The sequence below is a fragment of the Sphingomonas sp. DMC8 genome, assembly GCF_056314185.1.
Window position 1 is genome coordinate 244963 of the sequence record NZ_JBQUYV010000003.1, and the last position, 20991, is coordinate 265953.

The 20991-nt window shown below is 65.5% G+C and carries 16 protein-coding genes; 9 read left to right on the top strand and 7 right to left on the bottom strand.

Annotated elements, in window-relative coordinates; all coding sequences use genetic code 11:
* Window positions 1–38 precede the first annotated feature (38 nt).
* Entirely contained in the window at window positions 39–1223 is a 1185-nt protein-coding gene (locus ACT53K_RS08755; RefSeq protein WP_476228364.1) for an MFS transporter, read from the top strand.
* 101 nt (window positions 1224–1324) lie between these two features.
* On the opposite strand, the gene ACT53K_RS08760 is transcribed toward ACT53K_RS08755, so the two are convergent.
* The 6 genes from ACT53K_RS08760 to ACT53K_RS08785 all read right to left on the bottom strand — a co-directional run bounded on the left by ACT53K_RS08760 (window position 1325) and on the right by ACT53K_RS08785 (window position 7610).
* The gene (locus ACT53K_RS08760; RefSeq protein WP_476228213.1) at window positions 1325–2323 is read right to left on the bottom strand and encodes a FecR family protein; all 999 of its coding nucleotides are present in this window, start codon (window positions 2321–2323) and stop codon (window positions 1325–1327) included.
* Window positions 2320–2835, bottom strand: a complete 516-nt coding sequence (locus ACT53K_RS08765) for an RNA polymerase sigma factor (protein ID WP_476228214.1) — start codon at window positions 2833–2835, stop codon at window positions 2320–2322. The genes ACT53K_RS08760 and ACT53K_RS08765 overlap by 4 nt, the downstream gene beginning before the upstream one ends.
* Before the next feature lie 144 nt (window positions 2836–2979).
* A complete protein-coding gene (locus ACT53K_RS08770; protein WP_476228215.1) occupies window positions 2980–4263 on the bottom strand; it encodes an efflux RND transporter periplasmic adaptor subunit in 1284 nt (427 codons plus the stop codon).
* Window positions 4260–5729 carry a TolC family protein gene (locus tag ACT53K_RS08775; protein WP_476228216.1) on the bottom strand — a complete coding sequence of 490 codons (1470 nt, stop codon included), beginning with the start codon at window positions 5727–5729 and terminating at the stop codon, window positions 4260–4262. The genes ACT53K_RS08770 and ACT53K_RS08775 overlap by 4 nt, the downstream gene beginning before the upstream one ends.
* Window positions 5719–6927 (bottom strand): ABC transporter permease, encoded by a 1209-nt coding sequence (locus ACT53K_RS08780; protein ID WP_476228217.1) that lies wholly within the window; start codon window positions 6925–6927, stop codon window positions 5719–5721. The genes ACT53K_RS08775 and ACT53K_RS08780 overlap by 11 nt, the downstream gene beginning before the upstream one ends.
* A complete protein-coding gene (locus tag ACT53K_RS08785) occupies window positions 6924–7610 on the bottom strand; it encodes an ABC transporter ATP-binding protein (RefSeq protein WP_476228218.1) in 687 nt (228 codons plus the stop codon). The genes ACT53K_RS08780 and ACT53K_RS08785 overlap by 4 nt, the downstream gene beginning before the upstream one ends.
* 262 nt (window positions 7611–7872) lie before the next feature.
* On the opposite strand from ACT53K_RS08785, the gene ACT53K_RS08790 reads away from it, so the two are divergent.
* Window positions 7873–11199, top strand: a complete 3327-nt coding sequence (locus tag ACT53K_RS08790; RefSeq protein WP_476228219.1) for a TonB-dependent receptor — start codon at window positions 7873–7875, stop codon at window positions 11197–11199.
* Between the two features lie 126 nt (window positions 11200–11325).
* On the top strand, window positions 11326–11715 hold the full coding sequence (locus ACT53K_RS08795) for a DUF2147 domain-containing protein (RefSeq protein WP_476228220.1): 390 nt from the start codon (window positions 11326–11328) through the stop codon (window positions 11713–11715).
* 16 nt (window positions 11716–11731) lie between these two features.
* Here the strand turns inward: ACT53K_RS08795 and ACT53K_RS08800 are convergent, their stop codons facing one another.
* Entirely contained in the window at window positions 11732–12334 is a 603-nt protein-coding gene (locus ACT53K_RS08800) for a TetR/AcrR family transcriptional regulator (RefSeq protein WP_476228221.1), read from the bottom strand.
* A gap of 164 nt (window positions 12335–12498) precedes the next feature.
* Here ACT53K_RS08800 and ACT53K_RS08805 point away from each other — a divergent pair, with 164 nt between their 5' ends.
* The 6 genes from ACT53K_RS08805 (at window position 12499) to ACT53K_RS08830 (ending at window position 20902) form a co-directional block, all read left to right on the top strand.
* Window positions 12499–12969, top strand: coding sequence for a hypothetical protein (locus tag ACT53K_RS08805; protein WP_476228222.1), 471 nt, complete (start codon window positions 12499–12501; stop codon window positions 12967–12969).
* A gap of 222 nt (window positions 12970–13191) precedes the next feature.
* Window positions 13192–15690, top strand: coding sequence for an acyl-CoA dehydrogenase (locus tag ACT53K_RS08810; RefSeq protein WP_476228223.1), 2499 nt, complete (start codon window positions 13192–13194; stop codon window positions 15688–15690).
* Window positions 15687–16997 (top strand): 3-oxoacyl-ACP reductase, encoded by a 1311-nt coding sequence (locus ACT53K_RS08815; protein ID WP_476228224.1) that lies wholly within the window; start codon window positions 15687–15689, stop codon window positions 16995–16997. The genes ACT53K_RS08810 and ACT53K_RS08815 overlap by 4 nt, the downstream gene beginning before the upstream one ends.
* Window positions 16994–17902 (top strand): MaoC family dehydratase, encoded by a 909-nt coding sequence (locus ACT53K_RS08820; protein ID WP_476228225.1) that lies wholly within the window; start codon window positions 16994–16996, stop codon window positions 17900–17902. The genes ACT53K_RS08815 and ACT53K_RS08820 overlap by 4 nt, the downstream gene beginning before the upstream one ends.
* The gene (locus tag ACT53K_RS08825) at window positions 17895–19181 is read left to right on the top strand and encodes an acetyl-CoA C-acetyltransferase (protein WP_476228226.1); all 1287 of its coding nucleotides are present in this window, start codon (window positions 17895–17897) and stop codon (window positions 19179–19181) included. The genes ACT53K_RS08820 and ACT53K_RS08825 overlap by 8 nt, the downstream gene beginning before the upstream one ends.
* Window positions 19178–20902 carry an AMP-binding protein gene (locus ACT53K_RS08830; RefSeq protein ID WP_476228227.1) on the top strand — a complete coding sequence of 575 codons (1725 nt, stop codon included), beginning with the start codon at window positions 19178–19180 and terminating at the stop codon, window positions 20900–20902. The genes ACT53K_RS08825 and ACT53K_RS08830 overlap by 4 nt, the downstream gene beginning before the upstream one ends.
* Window positions 20903–20991 lie beyond the last annotated feature (89 nt).

The following is a 20991-nucleotide window of genomic DNA, read 5'->3' on the forward strand; positions in this document are numbered from 1 at the left end:
GCCACCGCCCGCGATTTGCCTTCGCATGCGTGGTGGCGATGTTCTTTGGCTGGGGATTTGTTTCCGCCAATAACGACCCGCTGGTCGCCGCGGTGCAGCGCGTATTCGGTCTTGGGTATACGGTGGCACTCACGACACAGTTCGCCTCCTTCGCGGCGTTTACGGTGGTGTCGCTGCCAGCAGCGCAACTGCTTGCCCGGTTTGGACCGATCCGCACGATGCAGGTTGCGCTGGCGCTGATGATTGCGGGATGCCTAGCGATGCAGTTGGGCCGCTGGATTCCCGCGTTCGCGCTGGTGCTCGCCGCAATCTTCGTCGTCGCCGGCGGTGTGACGGTGCTGCAGGTCGCAGCCAATCCGCTAGCGGCGGCATTGGGGCCGCCCGCACGCAGCCATTTTCGCCTGACCCTTGCCCACGCCTTCAATGCACTGGGGGTGGTTTGCGGCGTCCATTTCGGCGCACGGGTTGTCCTCGCCGGCGCGGCTTTCGGGCGGGATGCCATCGCCAGTCCTGCCGTCGGCATGGCTGCGATCGGTCATGCCTATCTGCTGATCGCGGCGATACTGGCCGTGCTGTTGCTGCTGCCTCGCCTTGCCGCGCCTTCCGTGTCCATCCCCCCCTCCGCTGCGACATCCGCCCCGCGCCTGGCCGCGCTGCGCTCCCGCTGGGCGATCCGCGGCGCGATCGGAATCGCTGCTTATGTCGGCGCGGAAGTGTCGATCGGCAGCACGCTCATCCTGTTCCTGGCCCAGCCGCAGGGCATGGGCCTGTCGCTGGCGACGGCTGCCGCCATGGTCGCCAACTTCTACTGGGGCGGTGCGCTGGTGGGGCGATTTGCGGGCAGCGCCTTGCTGCGATTATTGCCCGCCGACCGGCTGCTGGGCGCCGCCGGCGTCGCCGCTGCCACGCTTTGTGCGATTGCACTGGCGACGCCGGGACAGATTGCGGGCCCGTGCCTGCTGGCGGTGGGGCTGTGCAATGCCATCATGTTCCCGACGATCTTCAGCCTCACCCTCGAACGATCGCCGATACCGCCGGCGACCATATCCGGCCTGCTGAACTTCGCCATCGGAGGCGGCGCTGTCTTGCCACTGATGACCGGCAGTATCGCCGATCATGCCGGGCTCGCCTTCGCCTTTGCCGTTCCCCTGCTTGCCTATCTCTATATCGCCTGGTTCGGCTTTGCCCGGGTGGACCGGACATCCCCGGCACGTGAAGAGTAAAGCCTTGCGCCGGACCGATCAAAAAGCCGCGGGGCACCGGCGCGATACGGCGGCATGGCTGACACGCGCCTACACCACGCTCTTTTGTAAGAACGCCGCCCCTATTTGAGGGCCTGGACCTCGATTTGCTCGGGTGTGTTCGCAACGATCCGGCCGAACCCGTTGAGTTCGATTGCCTGTGCCAGGGCTTCGGTATCACCCGACTGGAACACGCCTACGATCCGCTCGTCTGGTATATGATTGCCGCGGAACACCAGCTTGCGACGCGAATAGCTGTTCATCTGTTCGACCGCATCGGAAAGCGGCTCGCCCATGAACGACAGGCGACCGGTCAGCCAGCTCGTCGATTGCTTCAGGTCCACCTGCGCGATGTCCCACGCATTGTCGTCATGCGCAATCAGCTGGCTGCCTGCCTCAATGGACGCCTCGTGCTCGACGGGGCGGCGCGGTCCACGCTCGGTGACTTCCACCACGCCTTCTGCAACCGTCACGATGACGCGGTTGTGGTCGATCCGCACCTCGAACGCGGTGCCCACCGCACGCACCTGCTTGTTGCCGGCGGTAACCACGAAGGGGCGCGTCCGGTCCTTCGCGACCTTGAAAAAGGCTCGGCCGCGCTGCAGCGTCACGGCGCGGCGGTGCTCGTCCATATGGATCACCAGTGCGCTGTCGGTATCGATCGATACGCTCGACGTATCGGAAAGCACGATCCGGGTGCGCTGGCCAACGCCGGTGAAGAAATGATGCCCGGTCGCCGCCGCCACCTGCGGCTCGGGGGCCAGCGCATGCCATGCGACCAGTCCGGCGGCAGGCAAGAGCAGGCACAGGCCAATCGCTGCGGCGATGGCATGATAGCGCCGCGCGCGTCGTTCCGGTGCGAGGCGCGTGAGATCGCTGCCCAGCGATTTCCGCAATCTGGGGTCGTCGGCTACCGCGCCGGTCAGAGCCCAGACGCGGTTCATCTCCTCGAGTGCCGCGAGATCTTCATCGCCGGGCGGTGCCGCGTCGATCCCCGGTTCATGCGCGCGCCAGGCCAGAAAACGCTGCGCGGCGCGTTCGCGACGGGACCGATCCGGTCGCATGCGGTTCCAGCCGATCATGCGTCGTGCCCCAGGCGTTCGGCAAGGCGGACCAGTGCGCGGTGGATGAGTTCCTTCACCGATTCCCGCGATATTCCCATCCGCTCGGCGATTTCCTGATAGGTCATTTTCTCGAATCGATGGAGCTGAAACGCTGCACGTGCGCGCGGCGGCAGCTCGAGGATGGCGCGGACCGTCCGCTCATATTCGTCGATGCCGATCGCGATGCGCTCTGGCGAGATTGCATCGACCGGATCGTTCGCGCCCGTCAAGGGGGTGTGCGCCGAGGCATGTCGCGCCTTCAGATAGCGATGACGCGAGATCAGAATGTTGCGCGCGACCTTGAAGATGAAACGATCGACATTTTCGATCGGCGTATCGCGACGCATGGCATGCAGGCGCAGAAACACTTCCTGAATCAGGTCGTCGGCTTCCGATTCGCCCACCCGTCGCAGAAAATAGCTGCGTAGCGCAGGGCCGTGGCGGCTTACCCACAGTGCAAGATCGGATTGCGTGCGCGAGGTGTCGCTCATCGCAGCATCTGCCCCGCCCCCCGACCATCTCGCCCACATCGCGCGCCTCGTTCCGCTACGGCATCGGGCGCTGCAACGCTGTGCGCCCTTCTCCAGCCTGGGACGCATCCGCGCGAGGATCGGGGGGAGGGAGGGTGCATCATTTCATTGCGATCCCGGTTGCGCCGGCGGCCGCGCTTCATGCCACACGACAGTTTCTCCGGGAGCGAGACCGTTGAGTATCTCGACACCCTCGGAGGTTATCTGGCCTAGTTGAACCGGTCGCGGTTCCACCTTGCCGCCGACGCGCACGCGCACCGTCGCCGCGGGCGCAGTGCCTTCCACCGCCAGCGGCGGCACGACCATCGCGCGCGCTTTCTGCCCGGTGATCACCGTAACTGCCGCCGTCATGCCGACCCGTATCAGGCCAGCCTTTCCGGCAGGCGGCGTATCCAGGAGCGCGGTCGCGACAAAACGGGTTTTGCCGGCAGTCCCCGCGTCTGCAGTTTCGGAAGCGATCGACGCCACGCGGCCGGCGAGCGTGATCCCGGGGAAGCCCGGCCCGGTGACGGTCACTGTCTGCCCGACCGAAAGCGCGTTTACGTCCGCTTCATCGACATCGAACATGGCCGACAAGCCGCCGTCGCGCGCAATCAGCCCGATGAGTTGCCCACGCGACACACGTCCGCCGGCATAGATCGGCGCAGCGCTCGCCGCCGCAGTCGAGGTGGCGGGACGAACCATCACGCCGGACACCGGTGCGCGTACCACGGCCGCGCGCATCTCCGCGTCCGCATGACGAAGGCGATCGCGTGCGACGTTCAATTCCAGCTGCGCCGCGTGCACGGCCACGGCATCCCCGCGGGAAAGCGTATTCGCCAGCTCCTCGCGTGCCGCGACCGTGGCCATACGCTGCGCGGTCAGTTGCTGCTCGGCACCGGCATTCTCGTTGCGCGCGATCAGTCCTTTTTCGAACAGGCGGCGGCTTTCCGCCGCTTCGCGCTCGAAACGCGCCAGATCCAGCTCGGCCAGGCGCAGGCGCCGGCGTGCCGCCGCGACTTCCGGCCCGCTCGCCCAGTTGGTAAGATCGCGCGCCGGCCGTTCGGACTTGAGCACCGCCGCTTCGGCAATAGTGCGCGCCTCGGCGGCGTCTTCGGTATCGAGTACCAGCAGCGTGTCTCCCGCCTGCACGCGATTACCAAAGGCAAAGGATAGCGTGCGCACCGCACCGTCGAACGGTGCGGTGATGCCGACGGCATTGCCGGGCGCGATCCGGCCTGCGAAGACCAGCGTCGAAACCAGCGGACGCGGCGTAACGACCAGACTCTGTTCGGCGCCTTCCGGCTGCGCCTCGGTGCCTGGCCCGGGCCGCAACGCCCAGGCGCCAGCCACGCCGATGCACGTGACAGCGCACAGCGCCATTCCGAAGCGGCGCAGGGCGGGCCTCATTCATCCCTCCAGTCGATTTTCCAGCTGTCGAGTGTCGTACCAATCTGGAGATCGAACGAGGTCAGCGCATCGAGATAGCCGATCGTAGCGCTCAGCGCCTGGATCTCGGCCGTGCGCAGCCCATCCTGCAGCGACAGCACCTGAAAATTGCTCGATCGCCCGGCCTCGAGCTTGTCGCGCTCGATCTCGACCGCACGTTTCGCCAGCGTCTTGTATCGTTCCGCCGACTCCAGTTCGAGCCAGGCCCCCTCGACGCGCTGCACCGCGTCGCGCACCTGCGTTTCCACGCCCTGATCGAGTTCCTCAAGGCGTAGTTCTGCCGTCCGCAAGCCGGTGTTCGCTTCTATAACGGCCAGCTTTGGGCCGGGATCGCCGATCGGAATCGAAAGCTGTAATCCGACGCGATTGTCGGTGCGTGGCGGCAACACGCCGCTTAAAGCATCGCGCCCGGAAGTGCGGGTCGCGGCAGCCACCACCGATACATCCCAAAGTCGCTGGTTGCGGGCGATACGCAGCGACTCCCGCGCCTGCTCTACGGCATAGCGCTGGGCCTGAATGTCCATCCGTGCCTCACGCGCGATGGCGATCGCCGGTTCGAGGTCGATCGGCACATGCTCCGCGGTAATGGGATCGGCGGCGTCGATATTGGTGGAGGGATCGATCGCGAGCAGTTGCAACAGTTGCAGCTGCGCCGAAACGCGCTGTTGCCGCGCCTCATACAGGCTGCGCTGCTGGTTGGCCTGATCCGCCTCGGACTGCACGATGTCCGCCGGCGCCATCCGGCCCGCCTCAATCATCGCCTTGTTCGTGGCAATCAGTTCGCCGGTGCGGGCTAGCGCCAGCTCTGCCAGCTTGACCTGGGCCTGCGCCCGCTGGAGCGAACGATAGGCAAAAACGATGTTGCTGATAGTCTCTGCAATCGTGTTCCGTACGGCCAGCCGGTTGGTCGCGTCCCGCAATCGGGCGATGCGAAGCGGCGCGCGGTTGACGGCGAAGCCACCTCCGCGCAGCAGAGGCTGGGTCAGCACCAGGCTGGCATTGTCCGCATCCTCGCGGCGATCGAGGCGTTGGCGGCGATCCCACACAAAGCCCAGTTGCGCGCCGGTGGGAAGGAGCCAGCTTGCCGTACCGCTAACATCGGCCTGCCCGCTCACCATACCCCCGCTATCCGCGCGATAGAGGTCAGCGACGATGTAGAGCCGCGGCGCAAATCTTCGCTCGGCGGCGCGCAGGCTGAACCGTTGCGCAACTCTGTCCAGAAATGCCGAGCGTATCGTTCGGTTGTCGCGCAGGCCGATCGACACGGCTTCGACCAGGCTGAGTGGCACGGGCTTCGAAACCTGCGACGGGCGGATGCTGGAGGGGGAAGGCACCGGCGCTATCGGCGCAATTCGCTGGGCCAAGGCAGGCGCAGGCACCGCCAGTGCGGCGACAGCGAGGCCGGCTATGGCCCGCTCAATCCGCACGCAATGCATCGATCGGGTTGAGCCGCGCCGCGGTCATCGCGGGATAGAGGCCGAAGATCAGGCCCATACCCCCGGCCACGGCAGGGCCAAGCGCTAGTGTCCAGGGTGCCAGATCGAAATCCCAGCCCGAGCCGCGTGCAATGGCGTAGCTGATGCCCGCGCCCAGCAACGACCCGGCGATACCGCCCGCCATGCTGAGCAACACCGCCTCGGTTAGGAACAACATGCGCAAGGCCCCCGGGGACGCGCCGGTGGCGGCACGCAGGCCGATTTCCCGCTGCCGCTCCATCACGGTCATCAGCATCACGTTCATCACGCCGATGCCGCCCACGAGCAGCGAGACGGCGCCAATCGCGATCAGCATCCGGCTGTGCACAGCCTTTTGCGCCTGCATCGTCGCCAGTATCGATTGCGCATCCAGCACGGTCAGCGTGCCGTTGGCAGGCGCCAGCCGCGCGCTGATCCGCGCGCCGGCAGCCTTGCTGTCGCTGCCGGGCCGCAGGCGAATCAGCAGCGCGTTAGGCCCGCCTCCGGCTATCACGCGGCGGGCGCAACCGGGCGGGATCATCGCTGCCATGTTGTAATTGACGGGGTCCAATGTCTCCGGCGTCACCGGGGCGAGCACACCGACCACCCTGAAACCATAGCCTCCCAGCAACAACAGGCTGCCCGGTCCCACCGCTGCAGCCGGTCCGGAGAGGGCGCGGACGGCATCTGCGCCGAGCACCACCGACAAGGCGCAATCCTCAACCGTACCGAACAGGCGCCCGCGGGCGGCAACCAGCCCTGCCATGGGCACAAGCGCTGGCGCAGGCGCGAAAATCGCCAGGTCCGCCGACGCCCTGCCCACGCGCGCCATCGCTCGACCGGTTGCGAGGGCGATCGCCTCCACCACGTCCGGATCGGTGGCGGGCAATGCCGCGATCGTCACCCGGGATAGCGCAACAGGCGCGTCGCCCGTCGGAACGGCCTGTATCTGCAGCATATCCACGCCGAGCTTGGCGAACAGCTTCAGCGACTCCCGCTGCGCCATATGGCCGCTGTTGAGCATCGCAATAATCGACGCCGTCCCGATCAGGATGCCGAGCAGGGCCAGGGCAGAGCGCCGCCCCTGCGCGCGCAAATTGGTCCATGCCTCGGCCAAGGTATCTGGAAGACGCCCGTCAAACTGCGGAAACGCCGGCGCAAGGCGTATCATGCTGCCCGCGCCTCCGCCGCATCGACGACACGCCCGTCGCGTAGCGCGATCTGGCGGGGACAGCTGGCGGCGAGTTCCCTGTCATGGGTCACCATCAGCACGGTAACATCCAGCTCCGCGTTGAGGCCGCGCAACAGCGCCATCACCTCGTGCGAGGTCGCGCTGTCGAGGCTGCCGGTCGGTTCGTCGGCGAGCAGCAGCCGGGGCTCGCCCACCAGCGCACGGGCGATTGCGACGCGCTGGCATTGGCCGCCGGAAAGCTGGCTGGGCATATGCTCCGCCCAAGCCGCCAGGCCGACGCGCGCCAGCATTCCCTCTGCCCGTGCACGCCGGCAGTGCCGCGGAACACCGCGATATTGCAGCGGCAGCGCGACATTCTGCCAAGCGGTCATCCGGGGCAGCAACTGAAACGACTGGAAAACGAAGCCGATCAGGCGGTTGCGCAACGCGGCCGTTGCGTGGGGGGTCCAGGACCGGATGGCTTCGCCACCAATTTCGAGCGCGCCGCTGGTCGGGCGGTCCAGCAGGCCGATGATGTTGAGCAAGCTACTCTTGCCGGAACCCGACGGGCCCACAATCGCGCAAAACTCTCCGCGCTCCACCGAAAGCGTCACGGAGTCGAGCACCGCGAGCGTCCGTGCCGGCGCGTGATACTCTTTACAGATGCGCTCCAGCCTAAGCATGACAACCCCTCACAATCAAAGAGGCACGGCCGCCATTTATTTGTCAATATACAGATCGACGATAATAGTTTGCGCCATTTTGCTATTATTTTGCGGTGCGGCGTAGGCGTCGCTGCTGCAAGTGCGAACGATATATTGACCAAAATGGAATATATTTTTTTGCTGATCCCCCCACCGCCCTGAAAGCATGCGTCTTATCTTCCCACAATCGTACGCAACGCCACGCTAGGGGGCGAAGGCGGCGAAAAAAGGAGGGGATGATATGCGCAATTGGATGCCGGCGTCGCGACATCTGCTGCTGGTAGGTACGGCTACGCTGGCCACCATGGGGGCGATCGAGCCGGCCAGAGCCGCTCCGCCGGTGGTGGCGTTCCGGATTGAGGCGCAGTCGCTGGCCGGCGCGCTTCGCGATCTCGCCCTGCAAAGCGGCGTTTCAATCATGGCCGACGCCACGCTTACCCGCGGCAAGCTGGCGCCACGCTATGTCGCGACCAGCGAAGTGGAAGTGGCGTTGAATGCATTGCTGCGGGGAAGCGGGCTTTCCTATCGCAAACGCGGCGCGGTCTATGTGGTCGTAACCGCCACCTCCGAAACCGAACCGCAAACAGCACCGGCAGAACTGGCCCAGGCGCCGCAGGAACAGGCAGACCCAAACGTCATCGTCGTCACCGCGCAGAAGATGCGGGAATCAGTGCAGAACGTGCCGATTGCTGTCAGCGCCTTTTCGCCGGCAGCATTGGACAGCCAGAAGATCGAGACCGGCGGCGAACTGCTGCGCGCCATTCCCAACGTCACTTTCTCGAAAAGCAACTTCTCGGGCTATAATTTTTCGATCCGTGGGGTTGGGACCAAGGCGGTGTCCGCCAGTTCCGATCCGGCCGTGGCGGTCAGCTTCAACAACACGCCGTTGATCCGCAATCGTCTGTTCGAGCAGGAATTTTTCGATGTCGAGCGCGTAGAGGTGCTGCGCGGGCCGCAGGGTACGCTGTATGGCCGCAACGCCACCGCCGGCGTGGTGAACGTGCTGCCGGTCCTGCCGACCAACAAGCTGGAAGGGGCGCTGTCGCTGGAGGCAGGCAATTACGAGACCCGCCGGGCGAGCGGCATGATCAACGTGCCCCTTACCGATACCGTGGCGGTGCGCGGCGCAGGCGCCTACACCAAGCGCGACGGGTTCGAATATAACAGCTTCAACAACACCCGCGTGAACGGGCGCGATTTGTGGTCGACCCGCGCGTCAGCATCGTGGAAGCCCAGCAGCGACTTCACCGCCAGCGTGCTGTGGCAGCATTTCGAGGAAAACGACAATCGCTCGCGCAGCGGCAAACAGCTTTGCACCCGCGACGACGGACCGACCCAGATCGGCAACACGCCGGTTCCCGACGCGCTCCGCGCCCGGCTGAGCCAAGGGTGCAAGCCGGCATCGCTGTACGACGATGCCGCGTTCGGCATGCCGAATGGCGAGAGCTTTCCACAAGTCTATCTCGCGACCAACATCGGCATCGGCAGTTTGCCCGATGGAAGCTTCGTCCGTGCTGTCCCGTTGGGAACCGACCCCTATGCCGGGCTGAGCCAGTCGCGGAATCTGCGGGAGATTTCGACCAGCTATGATCCGGTGTTCCGCGCACGCAACGATTTTTATCAGCTTAATCTCGAATTCGGCGTGGCGGACGGTCTCCGGCTGATCTCGCAAAGCGCCTATGCGCAGGACCGCTATTATTCGTCGCAGGATTACAATCGGTTTGCCTCGAACCCGGTCTTCGGCAACTCCACTCAGCCGGGACTTACCGGCGTGGCTGGCGGCCCTCTCATTGCGCCGAATCTGACGCCAGGCGGCATCTTCACCGATCCACAGCTCGGCCCGTCGAGTCGCTTCCTGTCAGTCGATCTAAGCCAGTCCCGAAACGAGCAATGGACTCAGGAATTACGGCTGCAGTCATCGTGGGACGGCCCCCTAAACATAAGCCTGGGGGCGAATTACCTGAAATTCAAATCTCAGGACGATTATTACGTTTTCAGCAACTTTTTTACTCTTTTATCGCAATATTTTTACAACCTCGACAATGATGCATATTTTGCCAACAACACCATCGCCACGCGCAACTGCAAGCCAACCGGCCCTTCTGACAGCACAGCAGACTGCATTTATGTCGACCCAAACTCCCTCGCCAATATAAATGGCGACGGACACAATTACTTCCGCAGCAAAAATGTGGTAAAAACCGAGAGCTGGGCCCTATTCGGAGAAACCTATTACAAACTGACGAGTTCCCTGAAACTTACGGCCGGCTTGCGTTACACGGACGACACCAAGACGAGTACGCCCTATCCCAGCCAGTTGCTGCTGGGCATTGGCCCTGTTCTGACCAATTCGACGGGCGGCAAGGCGGCGATCGGCTATCCGGCCCAGCCTGACATTGTTCAGAAATGGGGCCGCTTCAGCGGTCGCGCCGTGCTCGACTGGAAACCGCGCATTTCCTTCACCGATGAAACGATGGTCTATGCGTCCTTCTCGCATGGCTACAAGGGCGGGGGTTCCAATCCGCCCCGCGTCGACTTCGATCCGTCGATCGTGCTGTATCAACCGCTGGCACAGACCTTCGCCCCCGAATATGTCAATGCCTTTGAAATCGGCACCAAGAACGTGCTGGGCCATGGCAAGGCCGGGTTCAATCTGACCGGATTCTATTATGACTATAAGAATTATCAGGTCTCGCAGATCGTCGACCGCATTTCACTAAACGAAAACTTCAATGCGACGAGCATGGGTCTGGAGCTGGAGACCTGGTGGCGACCATCGCGCAATTTCCGGATGAACCTTAATGCGGGGTATTTGCGCACGCGCATCGCAGACGGCGCACGCTCGATCGACGTCATGAATCGGACTCAGGGGAACTCCGATTGGGTAGTGGTACGGCCATGGATTCAGGTGCCGTCCAACTGCATCGCCCCCCGCGCAGCCGTAGAAGCGATCCTGGCGTCACCTTTTTCGCAAGGCTCGGATGGCGGGCTCGCCCCCTTCGCGTTGGCGGCCCTATGCAGCGGCTCGAACCGGCTCGGCAATTACGATCCCGCCCTGCCACCGGGACAAACGCCGTATTACGCGCTGTTCGGGTTCACCTATAATCCGCTGTTGCCCTACAACCCCGCTCTCAACCCGTTGGGAACGCTGGGTAGCACCGATCCCCGCAGCGGCGCGCCCAATGGCGGCCGCGGCTTTTCCGCCGATCTCAGCGGCCACGAACTACCCAATTCGCCGCGCGTGACGGTGAATGTCGGCGCCGAGTATAGCGTGTTCGCCGATGCCTGGAAATTTACGCTGCGCGGCGACTATTATCGGCAAGGCCCCAGCTTTGCCCGGGTTTACAATACCGCCTATGATCGGCTGCATGGTTGGAACAACGTGAATGTCGCGCTGACGGTGGAGAATTCGAACTGGAACGTGACGGCCCAACTCTATGTCAAGAACCTGTTCGACGACGCCCCGATCACCGATGCGTTCACCAATTCGGATGACACGGGCCTGACGACCAATGTTTTCACGCTGGAGCCGCGCATCATCGGCTTCCGCCTCTCCAAGCGTTTCTGAACCGACTGCACCCGATCCCGACACGGGATCGGGTAGCCAGCAAGGGAGTTACCGTTGCTTTCGAAAGCTTTCCCGCATCTCCGCGCGCTTGCACTCACGGTCGCTTCCTGCGCCTTGGCCAGCCCCATGTCGGGCGTAGCACAACCGGACCCCAGCGCGCTGCTGATCGGCAAATGGCATACCGAGCGAAAGGACGGGATGGTAGAAATCCATCGCTGCGGCGCGGCACTGTGCGGGCGCGTGATCGACGGAGCGCCGCTCCGCGCCAATCCCGACCAGCGCGACGTCCGTAACCCGGACGCCGCGCTGCGAACGCGCAGGGTGAAGGGACTTCGCGTGCTGGAGGGTTTCTCGGGCGGTCCGAAAAACTGGAAGGGCGGGCCGCTCTACGACCCAGAAACCGGCAATCTCGCGGCCAAGGGTACCCTGACGCTGCGCGATCCGGATACGCTGGCGGTGCAGGGTTGCATCGCGCTTTTCTTATGCCGCACCCAGATCTGGCGGCGCGCACACTGAGTGCCGGCTTCTGCAATCACCGGTGCGGTGCGATAAGCACCGGTAACAGCTGGGTAAGCAACGAGCGCATCGCATTGTCTTCCTGACTCAGCATCCCGCGCAGATGCGGCCCGATCAGCGCATCGCCGAAAGCGCAAATCGCAATCAGGAGGATGCTGGTACGAATGCGCTGCTCGCTATCATCGCCATGTGCGACGCGGATGCGAACGGCATCGACCAGGTCGCGCACTGCCCCGCCCAGCGATTCGAGATGTCCGGGCTCCTGCGCGAGTACCAGCCACGCCGCGAGCTGCGCTGCACCACCTCCGTCGAACGCATCGAACACCCGGCCGACCAGCCGCGCCGGCGCATCGGCATCGACGCCCAGACTGCTCACTGCCTCGCCCAGAGCCTGATCGAGATCGCGGATCATCGCTTCCATCAGCGCCGCCTGCAGCCCCGCCGCCGACCCGAAATGATGGATGACGTTACTGTGCGACATGCCGGTCGCTCGGCCGACATTGGCCAGCGTGACTGCGGCCGGTCCCTGGGACAACAGCAACGTGCGCGCGGCGGCCAGTCCCTCGTCGCGCGCCTCGCTCGCGCTACGCTTGCGGCGCCTTGATTGCGGATCACTCATGACGGCCGCCCTGCCCGTTTTCCGTCTTTTCGCATGTCAATCTTTCTGCACCAAAATCTTGCGACGCCCCCCCCCCGATGACGCTTTGCCCGCGTCTGGTTGATAGGGGGAACATTTCCCCCTGCGATGGGCAGTACAATGCCCGAAAAGCAAGGAGAGGAATAATGATCAAGAAGATCTTGTCCGCTGGCGCGATTGCAGCGTCGGCGATGTTCCTGATTCCGCAAGCCTCGGCGCAGACTTTCTCGCCGGCCGGTTCGTTCACGATCGCCAATGTCGGTACGATCACCGTGAGCAAAGGGATTACGCTCAGCTGCGGTTTGACCGGCAACGGCAATGTGACATCGGGCGGTAGCGCCAGCGTCACCAGCCTGACACTTACTGGCGGCGTCTGCCCTTCGATCGGTTTCACCGCTGTTCCCTATGCAGTCACTGCCAGCGGGACGACCGTTACGATCAACAATGTTCGTGTAACGGGAATCACCGGCAATTGCTTCGGCAACCTGTCGGGCACCTATAACCAGTCGACCGGAATCCTGACCTTTAGCAACGCGACGATTCCGTCGAGCCCGGCCGGTGGATCGCCCTGCCGAGTCAGCGGTCAGGTGCGGCTCTCGCCGACCCTCACCTACTGACCTTACCGCCGGGCGCGCCAATGGTGCGCCCGGCGCCCTGCACACGCAGCTACCCCGACCGGATTGCGAACGAGTCTGCCCACGGAAGCCAGAGCCCTGCGATGCGCTATCCGTAAATATCTTTTATAAACAATGCTCTGACCGGCATGCATTAACACGCTTGACAGACGCCCTTTCTATATTGACACTGATGTCAATATCATTGGAGCAAGCGTTATGTTCATGGCATTGTGGACCGCAGCCCTGATCGTGCCCGCCTTTGTGATGCTGCTGGTGCAGGCACCGGCGTGGCTCTGGGCCGGCGGACTGGCATTGTGGATCGGGACCGGCCGCGCCTTTGGTCTAGTGGATGATATGGGGCTGGCTGTGCTCGCCGCCCTCTGGCTTCCCGCGGCGTTGCTGGCAGTACGTCCGCTCCGCCGCAGACTGGTGGCGCGCCCGCTGCGCACCTTGTTCCGCCGGGTGATGCCGCGGATGAGCGCAACCGAACAGGCCGCGATCGACGCCGGCACCATATGGTGGGATGCGCAGCTTTTCGGCGGCCGCCCGGACTGGGCCAGCTTGCTGGCGACGCCAGCGCCAAAGCTCAGCGCCGAAGAGCAGCGCTTCCTCGATGTCGAGACCGAGCATTTGTGCGATCTTGCCAACGATTGGGACAGCACTGCCGTGTGGCAGGATCTGTCCCCCGCAGCCTGGGCCTATGCGCGCGAAAAGGGCTTTCTGGGGATGATCATTCCCCAGCGCTACGGCGGGCTGGGCTTTTCCGCCTATGCGCACAGCCAGGTGATCCAGAAGCTGTCGACGCGCTGTTCGGCAGCGGCGGTTTCGGTGATGGTGCCCAACTCGCTGGGCCCGGCCGAGTTGCTGCTGCACTATGGCACGGAGGCGCAGAAAGACCATTATCTGCCCCGGCTGGCCCGAGGCGAGGAAATCCCGTGCTTCGCGCTCACCAACCCCTATGCCGGGTCCGACGCGGCCTCGCTCACCGACACCGGAATCGTGTGCCGCGAGATGTGGCAAGGCCGTGAGACGCTGGGGTTCCGCGTCACCTGGAACAAGCGCTACATCACGCTGGCCCCCATCGCTACGGTCCTCGGCCTCGCCTTTCGCGTGCGTGATCCGGATGGATTGCTGGGCGGCGCGGAGGACCTGGGGATCACCTGCGCGCTCATCCCCCGCAACCACCCCGGCGTAGAGATCGGACGGCGTCACTGGCCACTGAATGCCGTGTTCCAGAACGGCCCCACCTCCGGCACCGAGGTGTTCGTGCCGATCGAAATGGTGATCGGCGGGCGCGAGCAGATCGGCAATGGCTGGCGGATGCTGATGGAATGCCTGGCCGCCGGGCGCGCCATCTCGCTGCCCTCGTCCAATGTCGGCATGGCCAAGCTGGCGACCGGCAGCGTCAGCGCCTATGCGGCGATCCGGCGCCAGTTCAACGTGCCCATCGGCGCGTTCGAGGGGGCGCAGGAACCGCTCGCACGCATGGCGGGGCACCTCTATGCGATCGACGCCGCGCGAAAGCTGGCCGCCGCCGGGCTCGACCTGGGGGAAAAGCCCTCGGTCGTGTCGGCGATCGTCAAATACCATGTCACCGAGCGCGCCCGCATCATCGTCAATGACGGCATGGACCTGATTGGCGGCAAGGGCGTGTGCATGGGGCCGGGCAATTTCCTGGCGCGGGCCTATCAGCAGATTCCGATCGCAATCACTGTCGAAGGTGCGAATATCATGACCCGCACGCTGATCATCTTCGGTCAGGGCGCGATCCGATGCCACCCCTACATCCTTGCATTGATGCGGTCGGCCGAAGCGCCGGGCCGGGAAGGCCTGGTCGCGTTCGATCGAGCCCTGTTCGGCTATTTCGGCTTCCTGTTCCGCAATGCGGCGCGGGCGCTGGCATTTGCGACGCCGGCACGGCTGCTGCTGGCGAAGCCACGGGGCGCGGCCCCGGAAATGGCGCGCTATTATCGCAGCGCAACCCGGCTCTCGACCGCGCTTGCACTGGCGACGGACATTTCGATGGCGACGCTGGGCGGCACGCTCAAGCGGCGCGAGACCGTCACGGGGCGTCTGGGCGATATTCTGTCGCAGCTCTTCGTTCTCTCGGCGATCCTGAAGCGCTTCGAGGATGACGGCCGGCCCGAGGCCGACCTTCCGTTCGTCCACTGGGCCGCACGCGATGCGCTGGCACGGGCGGATGCGGCACTGCGCGGGGTGATCGACAACCATCCGAGCCGCGCGGCCGCAATCCTCCTCCGCCTGCTGGTGCGTCCGTTCGGAGGAAGTCTCGCAGGGCCGGACGACCGGTTGGATGCGGCCGTTGCCAACCTCGTGCAGACGCACGGTCGCTCACGCGACCGGCTGCTGGCCGGGAGCTGGACGCCGCGCATGGAAGTCGATGCGATCGCCGCCACGCACGTCGCTTTCGATTGCTATCCCGCCGTCGCCGCAATCGAGCGGCGGCTGCGCGACGCGGTCCGCGCCGGCGAGATTCAGCGGCTGCCGCAGAATTATCGCCAGCTCGGCGCATGGGCCGCCGATGCCGAAGCCAAGGGCCTGATCGATACAAGCGAGCGGGCGCTGATCGAGCGCTTCGCGCACCATGCCGATCTGGCGATTCAGGTCGACGATTTTGCCGCTGACTTCGGGCTTGCCGAAGGATTGCGGCGGCGCGAAGCCGAAAGCGCCCGCATCCCGCTGGCGGAGGCGGCCGAATGAGCGATCGCTATCTCGCCTTTGCCAATTCGGGGTTCGGCCACTGGCTGACCGGCGCGCTGGGCTTGCCCCAGCCAGTGCCGATCGATCGCGACCCGCAGCGTATGGCTCGCACCGCCTTTCTGGCGGACAGCGGCGACGGGCGGATAATGCCGCAACTGGCGAGCGAACTGCACGCGTTGGGCGTGCAACGGGTGGAGGGAAGCGAAGGCGCTGCGTTCGATGCGCTGCTGATCGACGCGACCGGGTGCCGAACCGTTGCCGACACCGATGCGCTGTACCGGCTGCTCCACGGCCATATCCGCTCGGTGGCCGCGAATGGCCGCATCCTCCTGTTCGCCACCGACCCTGCGGACGCTCCCGATGCCGAAACCGCCGCAATCTGGCGGGGGCTGGAGGGGCTGACCCGCTCGCTGGGCAAGGAAGCCCGCCGCGCGATCGCCGTGCAACTCGTCTATGTGCCGCTCGCAGCGCCCGCCGCGCTCAGCAGCAGCCTCGCATTCCTGCTATCCGGCCGGTCGGCCTATGTTTCGGGGCAGGTCGTCCATATCGGCGCCGCGAACTCGCCGCCACCCGATGCATCGCGCCAGCGGGTCGTGCTGGTGACCGGCGCCTCGCGCGGAATCGGCGCCGCCATCGCCGCCTGTTTTGCGGGTCAGGGCGCGCATGTCGTCGGACTGGACGTGCCCGGAGCCGAGCCTGCGCTGCGCGAACAGGCCGCGCGGCTGGGCGGCAGCGCCTTGGCGCTCGATATAACCGCGGCGGACGCGCCGGAGCGTATCGCCGCGGATGCGGCCAGCCGCGGCGGATATGATGTGGTCGTCCACAATGCCGGCATCACGCGCGACAAGACCATCGCCCGGATGGATGCCGCCCGCTGGGACAGCGTGATGGCGGTCAACCTCGCCGCGCCGATGCGGATCACGGCAGCCCTGCTGGCCGCCGAGCAGATCCGGCGGAACGGGCGGATCGTCGCGGTATCGTCGCTCAGCGGGATCGCAGGCAATATGGGCCAGACCAACTATGCGTTGTCGAAGGCCGGTCTGATCGGCTGGGTGAAGCGGCTGGCACGCGATGTGGCGCCGCTGGGCATCACCGCCAACGCGGTCGCGCCGGGCTTTATCGAGACGCAGATGACTGCGGCTATCCCCTTCACGATCCGTGAAGCCGGACGGCGGATGAACGCCATGGGCCAGGGCGGCCAGCCAGAGGACGTTGCCGAGACCATCGCGTGGCTCGCCCACCCGGTCAGCGGCGGCATCACCGGCGAAGTCATCCGCGTCTGCGGCCAGAGCCTGCTGGGCGCATGACCCCGATGTCGGTTGCGGATACCGCCCTTCTCAAAGCGCCACCCACACCGGGCGCCGTGCTGCGCGCGGGGTTGGCCACTCTCGCGAAGCGAGCACCCGCCAGCCCGACCCTGCCCTCGGTCCGTCTGCTGCGCACCGGCCTCACCGTCGATGCGGACGCCGTGGCGGAATATCGTGCGCTGTGCGGCTTCGTCGCGGAACAGGGAGTGCCGCCCAGCTATCCCCATTTGCTCGCCTTTCCGCTGCATCTGGCCGTGATGATGCGCCGCGATTTTCCTTACCCGATGGCAGGGCTGGTGCATGTCGCCAACCGCATCGTGCAACATGCCGCAATCGCGGGAGGAGATCGGCTGGACATCGCCGCGAGTTGCGGCGCGTTCCACACGCACCCGCGCGGTCAGGCCTTCACCATTCTGGCGGAAGTACAACGCGACGGCGCGACGGTGTGGCGAAGCGAAAGCAGCTATCTGCGCATCGGCGCGCCCTCTGCCCTCGGCACGCCGCTCGCGACGCAATCGGGCGACACCGCACCGACAGAGGCGATCGCGAGCGAGACGATCCTGCCATCGGTCGCAAGACGCTATGCCCGCCTCTCGGGCGACCGCAACCCGATCCACATGTCGTGGCTGGGCGCCCGCCTGTTCGGCTTTCGCCGGCCGATCGCGCACGGGATGTGGACAAAGGCCCGCGCGCTGGCGCTGATACTGCCGCCAACGCCGGTGGACGCGATGACCATCGACGTCGCATTCCGTGCGCCGATCCTGCTGCCCGGCCGCGCCAGCTTCTGCGCGGCGCGGCGCGACACCACCATCGATTTTGCGGTGCGCGACGCGAGCGGTGCGCGCCTTCACTTGATCGGCTGCCTCTCGCGCGGCCACCCGATCCCGGAGACCGATCGTGCTTAGCATTCCCGCGCCCCGCCGCGTCGCGATACTCGGCGGTCGGCGAATTCCGTTCGCCCGCTCCAACACGGCGTATGCCGATGCCTCCAACCAAACGATGCTGACGGTCGTGCTTCAGGCGCTGGTCGACCGCTTCAGGCTGCAAGGAATGCGGCTGGGCGAAGTCGCCGCCGGCGCAGTGCTCAAACATTCGCGCGACATCAACCTGACGCGGGAAGCGGTGCTTTCGACCAGCCTGTCGCCCGAAACGCCCGCCTATGACGTGCAACAGGCGTGCGGCACCGGGCTGGAAGCGGCGATCCTCGTCGCCAACAAGATCGCGCTGGGGCAAATCGATGTCGGCATCGCCGGCGGTGTCGACACCACCTCCGATCCGCCGATCGCGATCAACGAAGGGTTCCGCCAGGCGTTGCTGCGCGCCAATCGTGCGCGGTCGATGGGCGCCCGGCTGAGGGCATTGGCAGGCATCCGTCCCGACCTGCCCTTCCGCCCGGAACTTCCCCGCAATGCCGAACCCCGCACCGGGCTGTCGATGGGCGAGCATTGCGAGCAGATGGCAAAACATTGGGGCATCGCCCGCGCGGATCAGGACGCGCTGGCAGCGGCCAGCCACCGCGCCATGGCCGCGGCCTATGACCGGGGCGACTTCGACGATCTGGTCACGCCGTGGCGCGGCCTTTCGCGCGACAATAATTTGCGGCCGGACAGCAGCGTGGAGAAGCTGGCACGCCTCGCCCCCGTGTTCGACCGCGCGAACGGCACGCTCACCGCCGGCAATTCGACACCCCTCACGGACGGCGCGGCGGCCGTACTGCTGGCCAGCGAGGAGTGGGCGCGCGCGCATGACCTGCCGGTGCTCGCCTATCTCCACGCCGCCGAGACCGCAGCGGTGGATTTCGCCAGCGGGGCGGAAGGACTGCTGATGGCACCGGCCTATGCCGTGCCGCGTATGCTCGACAAGCTTGGCATCGCGCTGCAGGATTTCGACTTTTACGAGATTCACGAGGCGTTTGCCGCACAGGTGCTGTGCACGCTCGCGGCATGGGAAGATCCGGCCTTCGCGCGTGACCGCCTGCGCCGCGCCACGCCGCCCGGCGCGATCGACCGGGCTAGGCTGAACGTCAACGGCAGTTCGCTCGCCGCCGGGCACCCCTTTGCTGCGACGGGAGGGCGCATCCTGGCCACGCTGGCCCAGAGCATCGACCGGCGCGGCGGCGGGCGCGGGCTGATCTCGATCTGCGCGGCCGGAGGCCAGGGCGTAGTGGCGGTAGTCGAGAAATGAGCCCCGCGCCGGAGCCATCGGAAGACACCGATCGGCTCTGGGCCGAACGCTTCTGGACGCGCCACTACAGCCCCGGCGTCCCCGCCTCCATCGAGGCCGAGCTGGAAACCGCGGGATCGATGGCCGATGTCTTCGAGCGCGATGCAACGCGACACGCGGCGCGCGAAGGCTTTGTCAGCCTGGGCACCGGGCGCACCTATGGTGCAGTACTGCGGGATGCGCAGGCATTCGCGGCATGGCTGCAGGACCAGGGCGTGAAAAAGGGCGACCGGGTCGCGCTGATGATGCCCAATTGCCTGCAATATCCGGTCGCGCTGTTCGGCACGCTGTTCGCCGGCGCCGTGGTGGTCAACGTCAACCCACTCTACACCGCGAGCGAGCTGGCACACCAGTTGCGTGACAGCGGCGCGACGGTGCTGGTGGTAATGGACATGTTCGCCGCCACCTTCGCCGCGATCCGCGAACAGACCGCCGTGCGCCATGTCGTGGTCACGTCGATGGGCGACATGCTGGGGCCGGTAAAGGGGCGGCTCGTCTCGCTGATGCTGCGCGCCGCCGGGCAGGCGCCAAAGCCCTATCCGCGCACGGACATGATGCGCTGGAATGCGGTTCTCAGACGCGGGCGCCGGCTGCCGTTCCAGCGGGTTCCGATCGACCAGCAAGATCTGGCCTTCCTGCAATATACCGGCGGCACATCGGGCGTGGCGAAGGGAGCGATGCTCACCCACCGCAATGTCGTCGCCAATGTGCTGCAGGGGCGCGCCTGGGTGATGTCGCAACTGCCGGACGACCGGCCACGCACCAACGTGACGCTGCTGCCGCTGTACCATATCTTCTCGCTGACGGCGAACCTGTTGCTGTTCAGCGGCATCGGCGGCCGGAACGTGCTGGTCGCCAATCCGCGCGATGCCCGGCGCGTCTCCTGGATCCTGCGCAAGGAGCGCTTTTCCGGCCTGGCAGGCGTCAACACGCTGTTCGCCAGCCTGATGGAAGACGATGCGTTCCGCACCCGCGATTTCTCGGCGTTGGAACTGACCATCGCCGGAGGCATGGCGACACATCCGGACGTCGCCGCACGCTGGGAGGCGATGACCGGCAAGCCGCTGGTCGAAGGCTATGGCCTCACCGAATGCGCGCCGATCGTCTGCATCCGCCCTGTCGACTTCGCGGCGCCGGAGCGGATGCGGCACAATGGCTCGGTCGGCCTCCCCGTCCCTTCCACCGAGGTGCGGATGCGCCGAATGGACGGCAGTTGGGCCGCTATCGGCGAGCCGGGCGAACTGTGCGTGCGCGGCCCGCAGGTGATGCGCGGATACTGGCAGCAGCCCGAAGCGACAGCAGCAGTGCTCTCGCCGGACGGATGGCTGGCGACCGGCGATGTCGGGGTGATGGACGAAAGCGGCGCGGTGCGAATTGTCGACCGCATCAAGGACATGATCCTGGTGTCGGGCTTCAACGTCTATCCCGCCGAAGTCGAGGCGGTGATCGCCGGCCATCCGGATGTGGCGGAAGTCGCGGTGGTCGGCGTGCCCGATCCGGTCAAGGGCGAGCGGATCAAGGCAGTCGTCCATCCGCGCGGACCGGGGCTGACCGCTGAGGCTGTCCGTGCCCATTGCCGCGAACGGCTGACCGGCTACAAAATCCCGGCGATCGTCGAACTGCGCGACATGCCGCTGCCCAAGACCAATGTCGGCAAAATCCTGCGGCGGGAGGTGCGGTAGTTACGCCCCACATGCGGCTGTGATCGTCGTCGCGGCCGGTTCCGCGGGCCTGGTCGCCAGGCTCTCGGTCGTGACATGCCGTCTGCGCT

What these genes read in the sequence shown, in the direction of transcription:
- ACT53K_RS08755 (WP_476228364.1), top strand. Translation starts at nt 39, where the DNA reads ATGTTCTTTGGCTGGGGATTTGTTTCCGCCAATAACGACCCGCTGGTC.
- ACT53K_RS08760 (WP_476228213.1), bottom strand. Translation starts at nt 2,323, where the DNA reads ATGATCGGCTGGAACCGCATGCGACCGGATCGGTCCCGTCGCGAACGC.
- ACT53K_RS08765 (WP_476228214.1), bottom strand. Translation starts at nt 2,835, where the DNA reads ATGAGCGACACCTCGCGCACGCAATCCGATCTTGCACTGTGGGTAAGC.
- ACT53K_RS08770 (WP_476228215.1), bottom strand. Translation starts at nt 4,263, where the DNA reads ATGAGGCCCGCCCTGCGCCGCTTCGGAATGGCGCTGTGCGCTGTCACG.
- ACT53K_RS08780 (WP_476228217.1), bottom strand. Translation starts at nt 6,927, where the DNA reads ATGATACGCCTTGCGCCGGCGTTTCCGCAGTTTGACGGGCGTCTTCCA.
- ACT53K_RS08785 (WP_476228218.1), bottom strand. Translation starts at nt 7,610, where the DNA reads ATGCTTAGGCTGGAGCGCATCTGTAAAGAGTATCACGCGCCGGCACGG.
- ACT53K_RS08790 (WP_476228219.1), top strand. Translation starts at nt 7,873, where the DNA reads ATGCGCAATTGGATGCCGGCGTCGCGACATCTGCTGCTGGTAGGTACG.
- ACT53K_RS08795 (WP_476228220.1), top strand. Translation starts at nt 11,326, where the DNA reads ATGTCGGGCGTAGCACAACCGGACCCCAGCGCGCTGCTGATCGGCAAA.
- ACT53K_RS08800 (WP_476228221.1), bottom strand. Translation starts at nt 12,334, where the DNA reads ATGAGTGATCCGCAATCAAGGCGCCGCAAGCGTAGCGCGAGCGAGGCG.
- ACT53K_RS08805 (WP_476228222.1), top strand. Translation starts at nt 12,499, where the DNA reads ATGATCAAGAAGATCTTGTCCGCTGGCGCGATTGCAGCGTCGGCGATG.
- ACT53K_RS08810 (WP_476228223.1), top strand. Translation starts at nt 13,192, where the DNA reads ATGGCATTGTGGACCGCAGCCCTGATCGTGCCCGCCTTTGTGATGCTG.
- ACT53K_RS08815 (WP_476228224.1), top strand. Translation starts at nt 15,687, where the DNA reads ATGAGCGATCGCTATCTCGCCTTTGCCAATTCGGGGTTCGGCCACTGG.
- ACT53K_RS08820 (WP_476228225.1), top strand. Translation starts at nt 16,994, where the DNA reads ATGACCCCGATGTCGGTTGCGGATACCGCCCTTCTCAAAGCGCCACCC.
- ACT53K_RS08830 (WP_476228227.1), top strand. Translation starts at nt 19,178, where the DNA reads ATGAGCCCCGCGCCGGAGCCATCGGAAGACACCGATCGGCTCTGGGCC.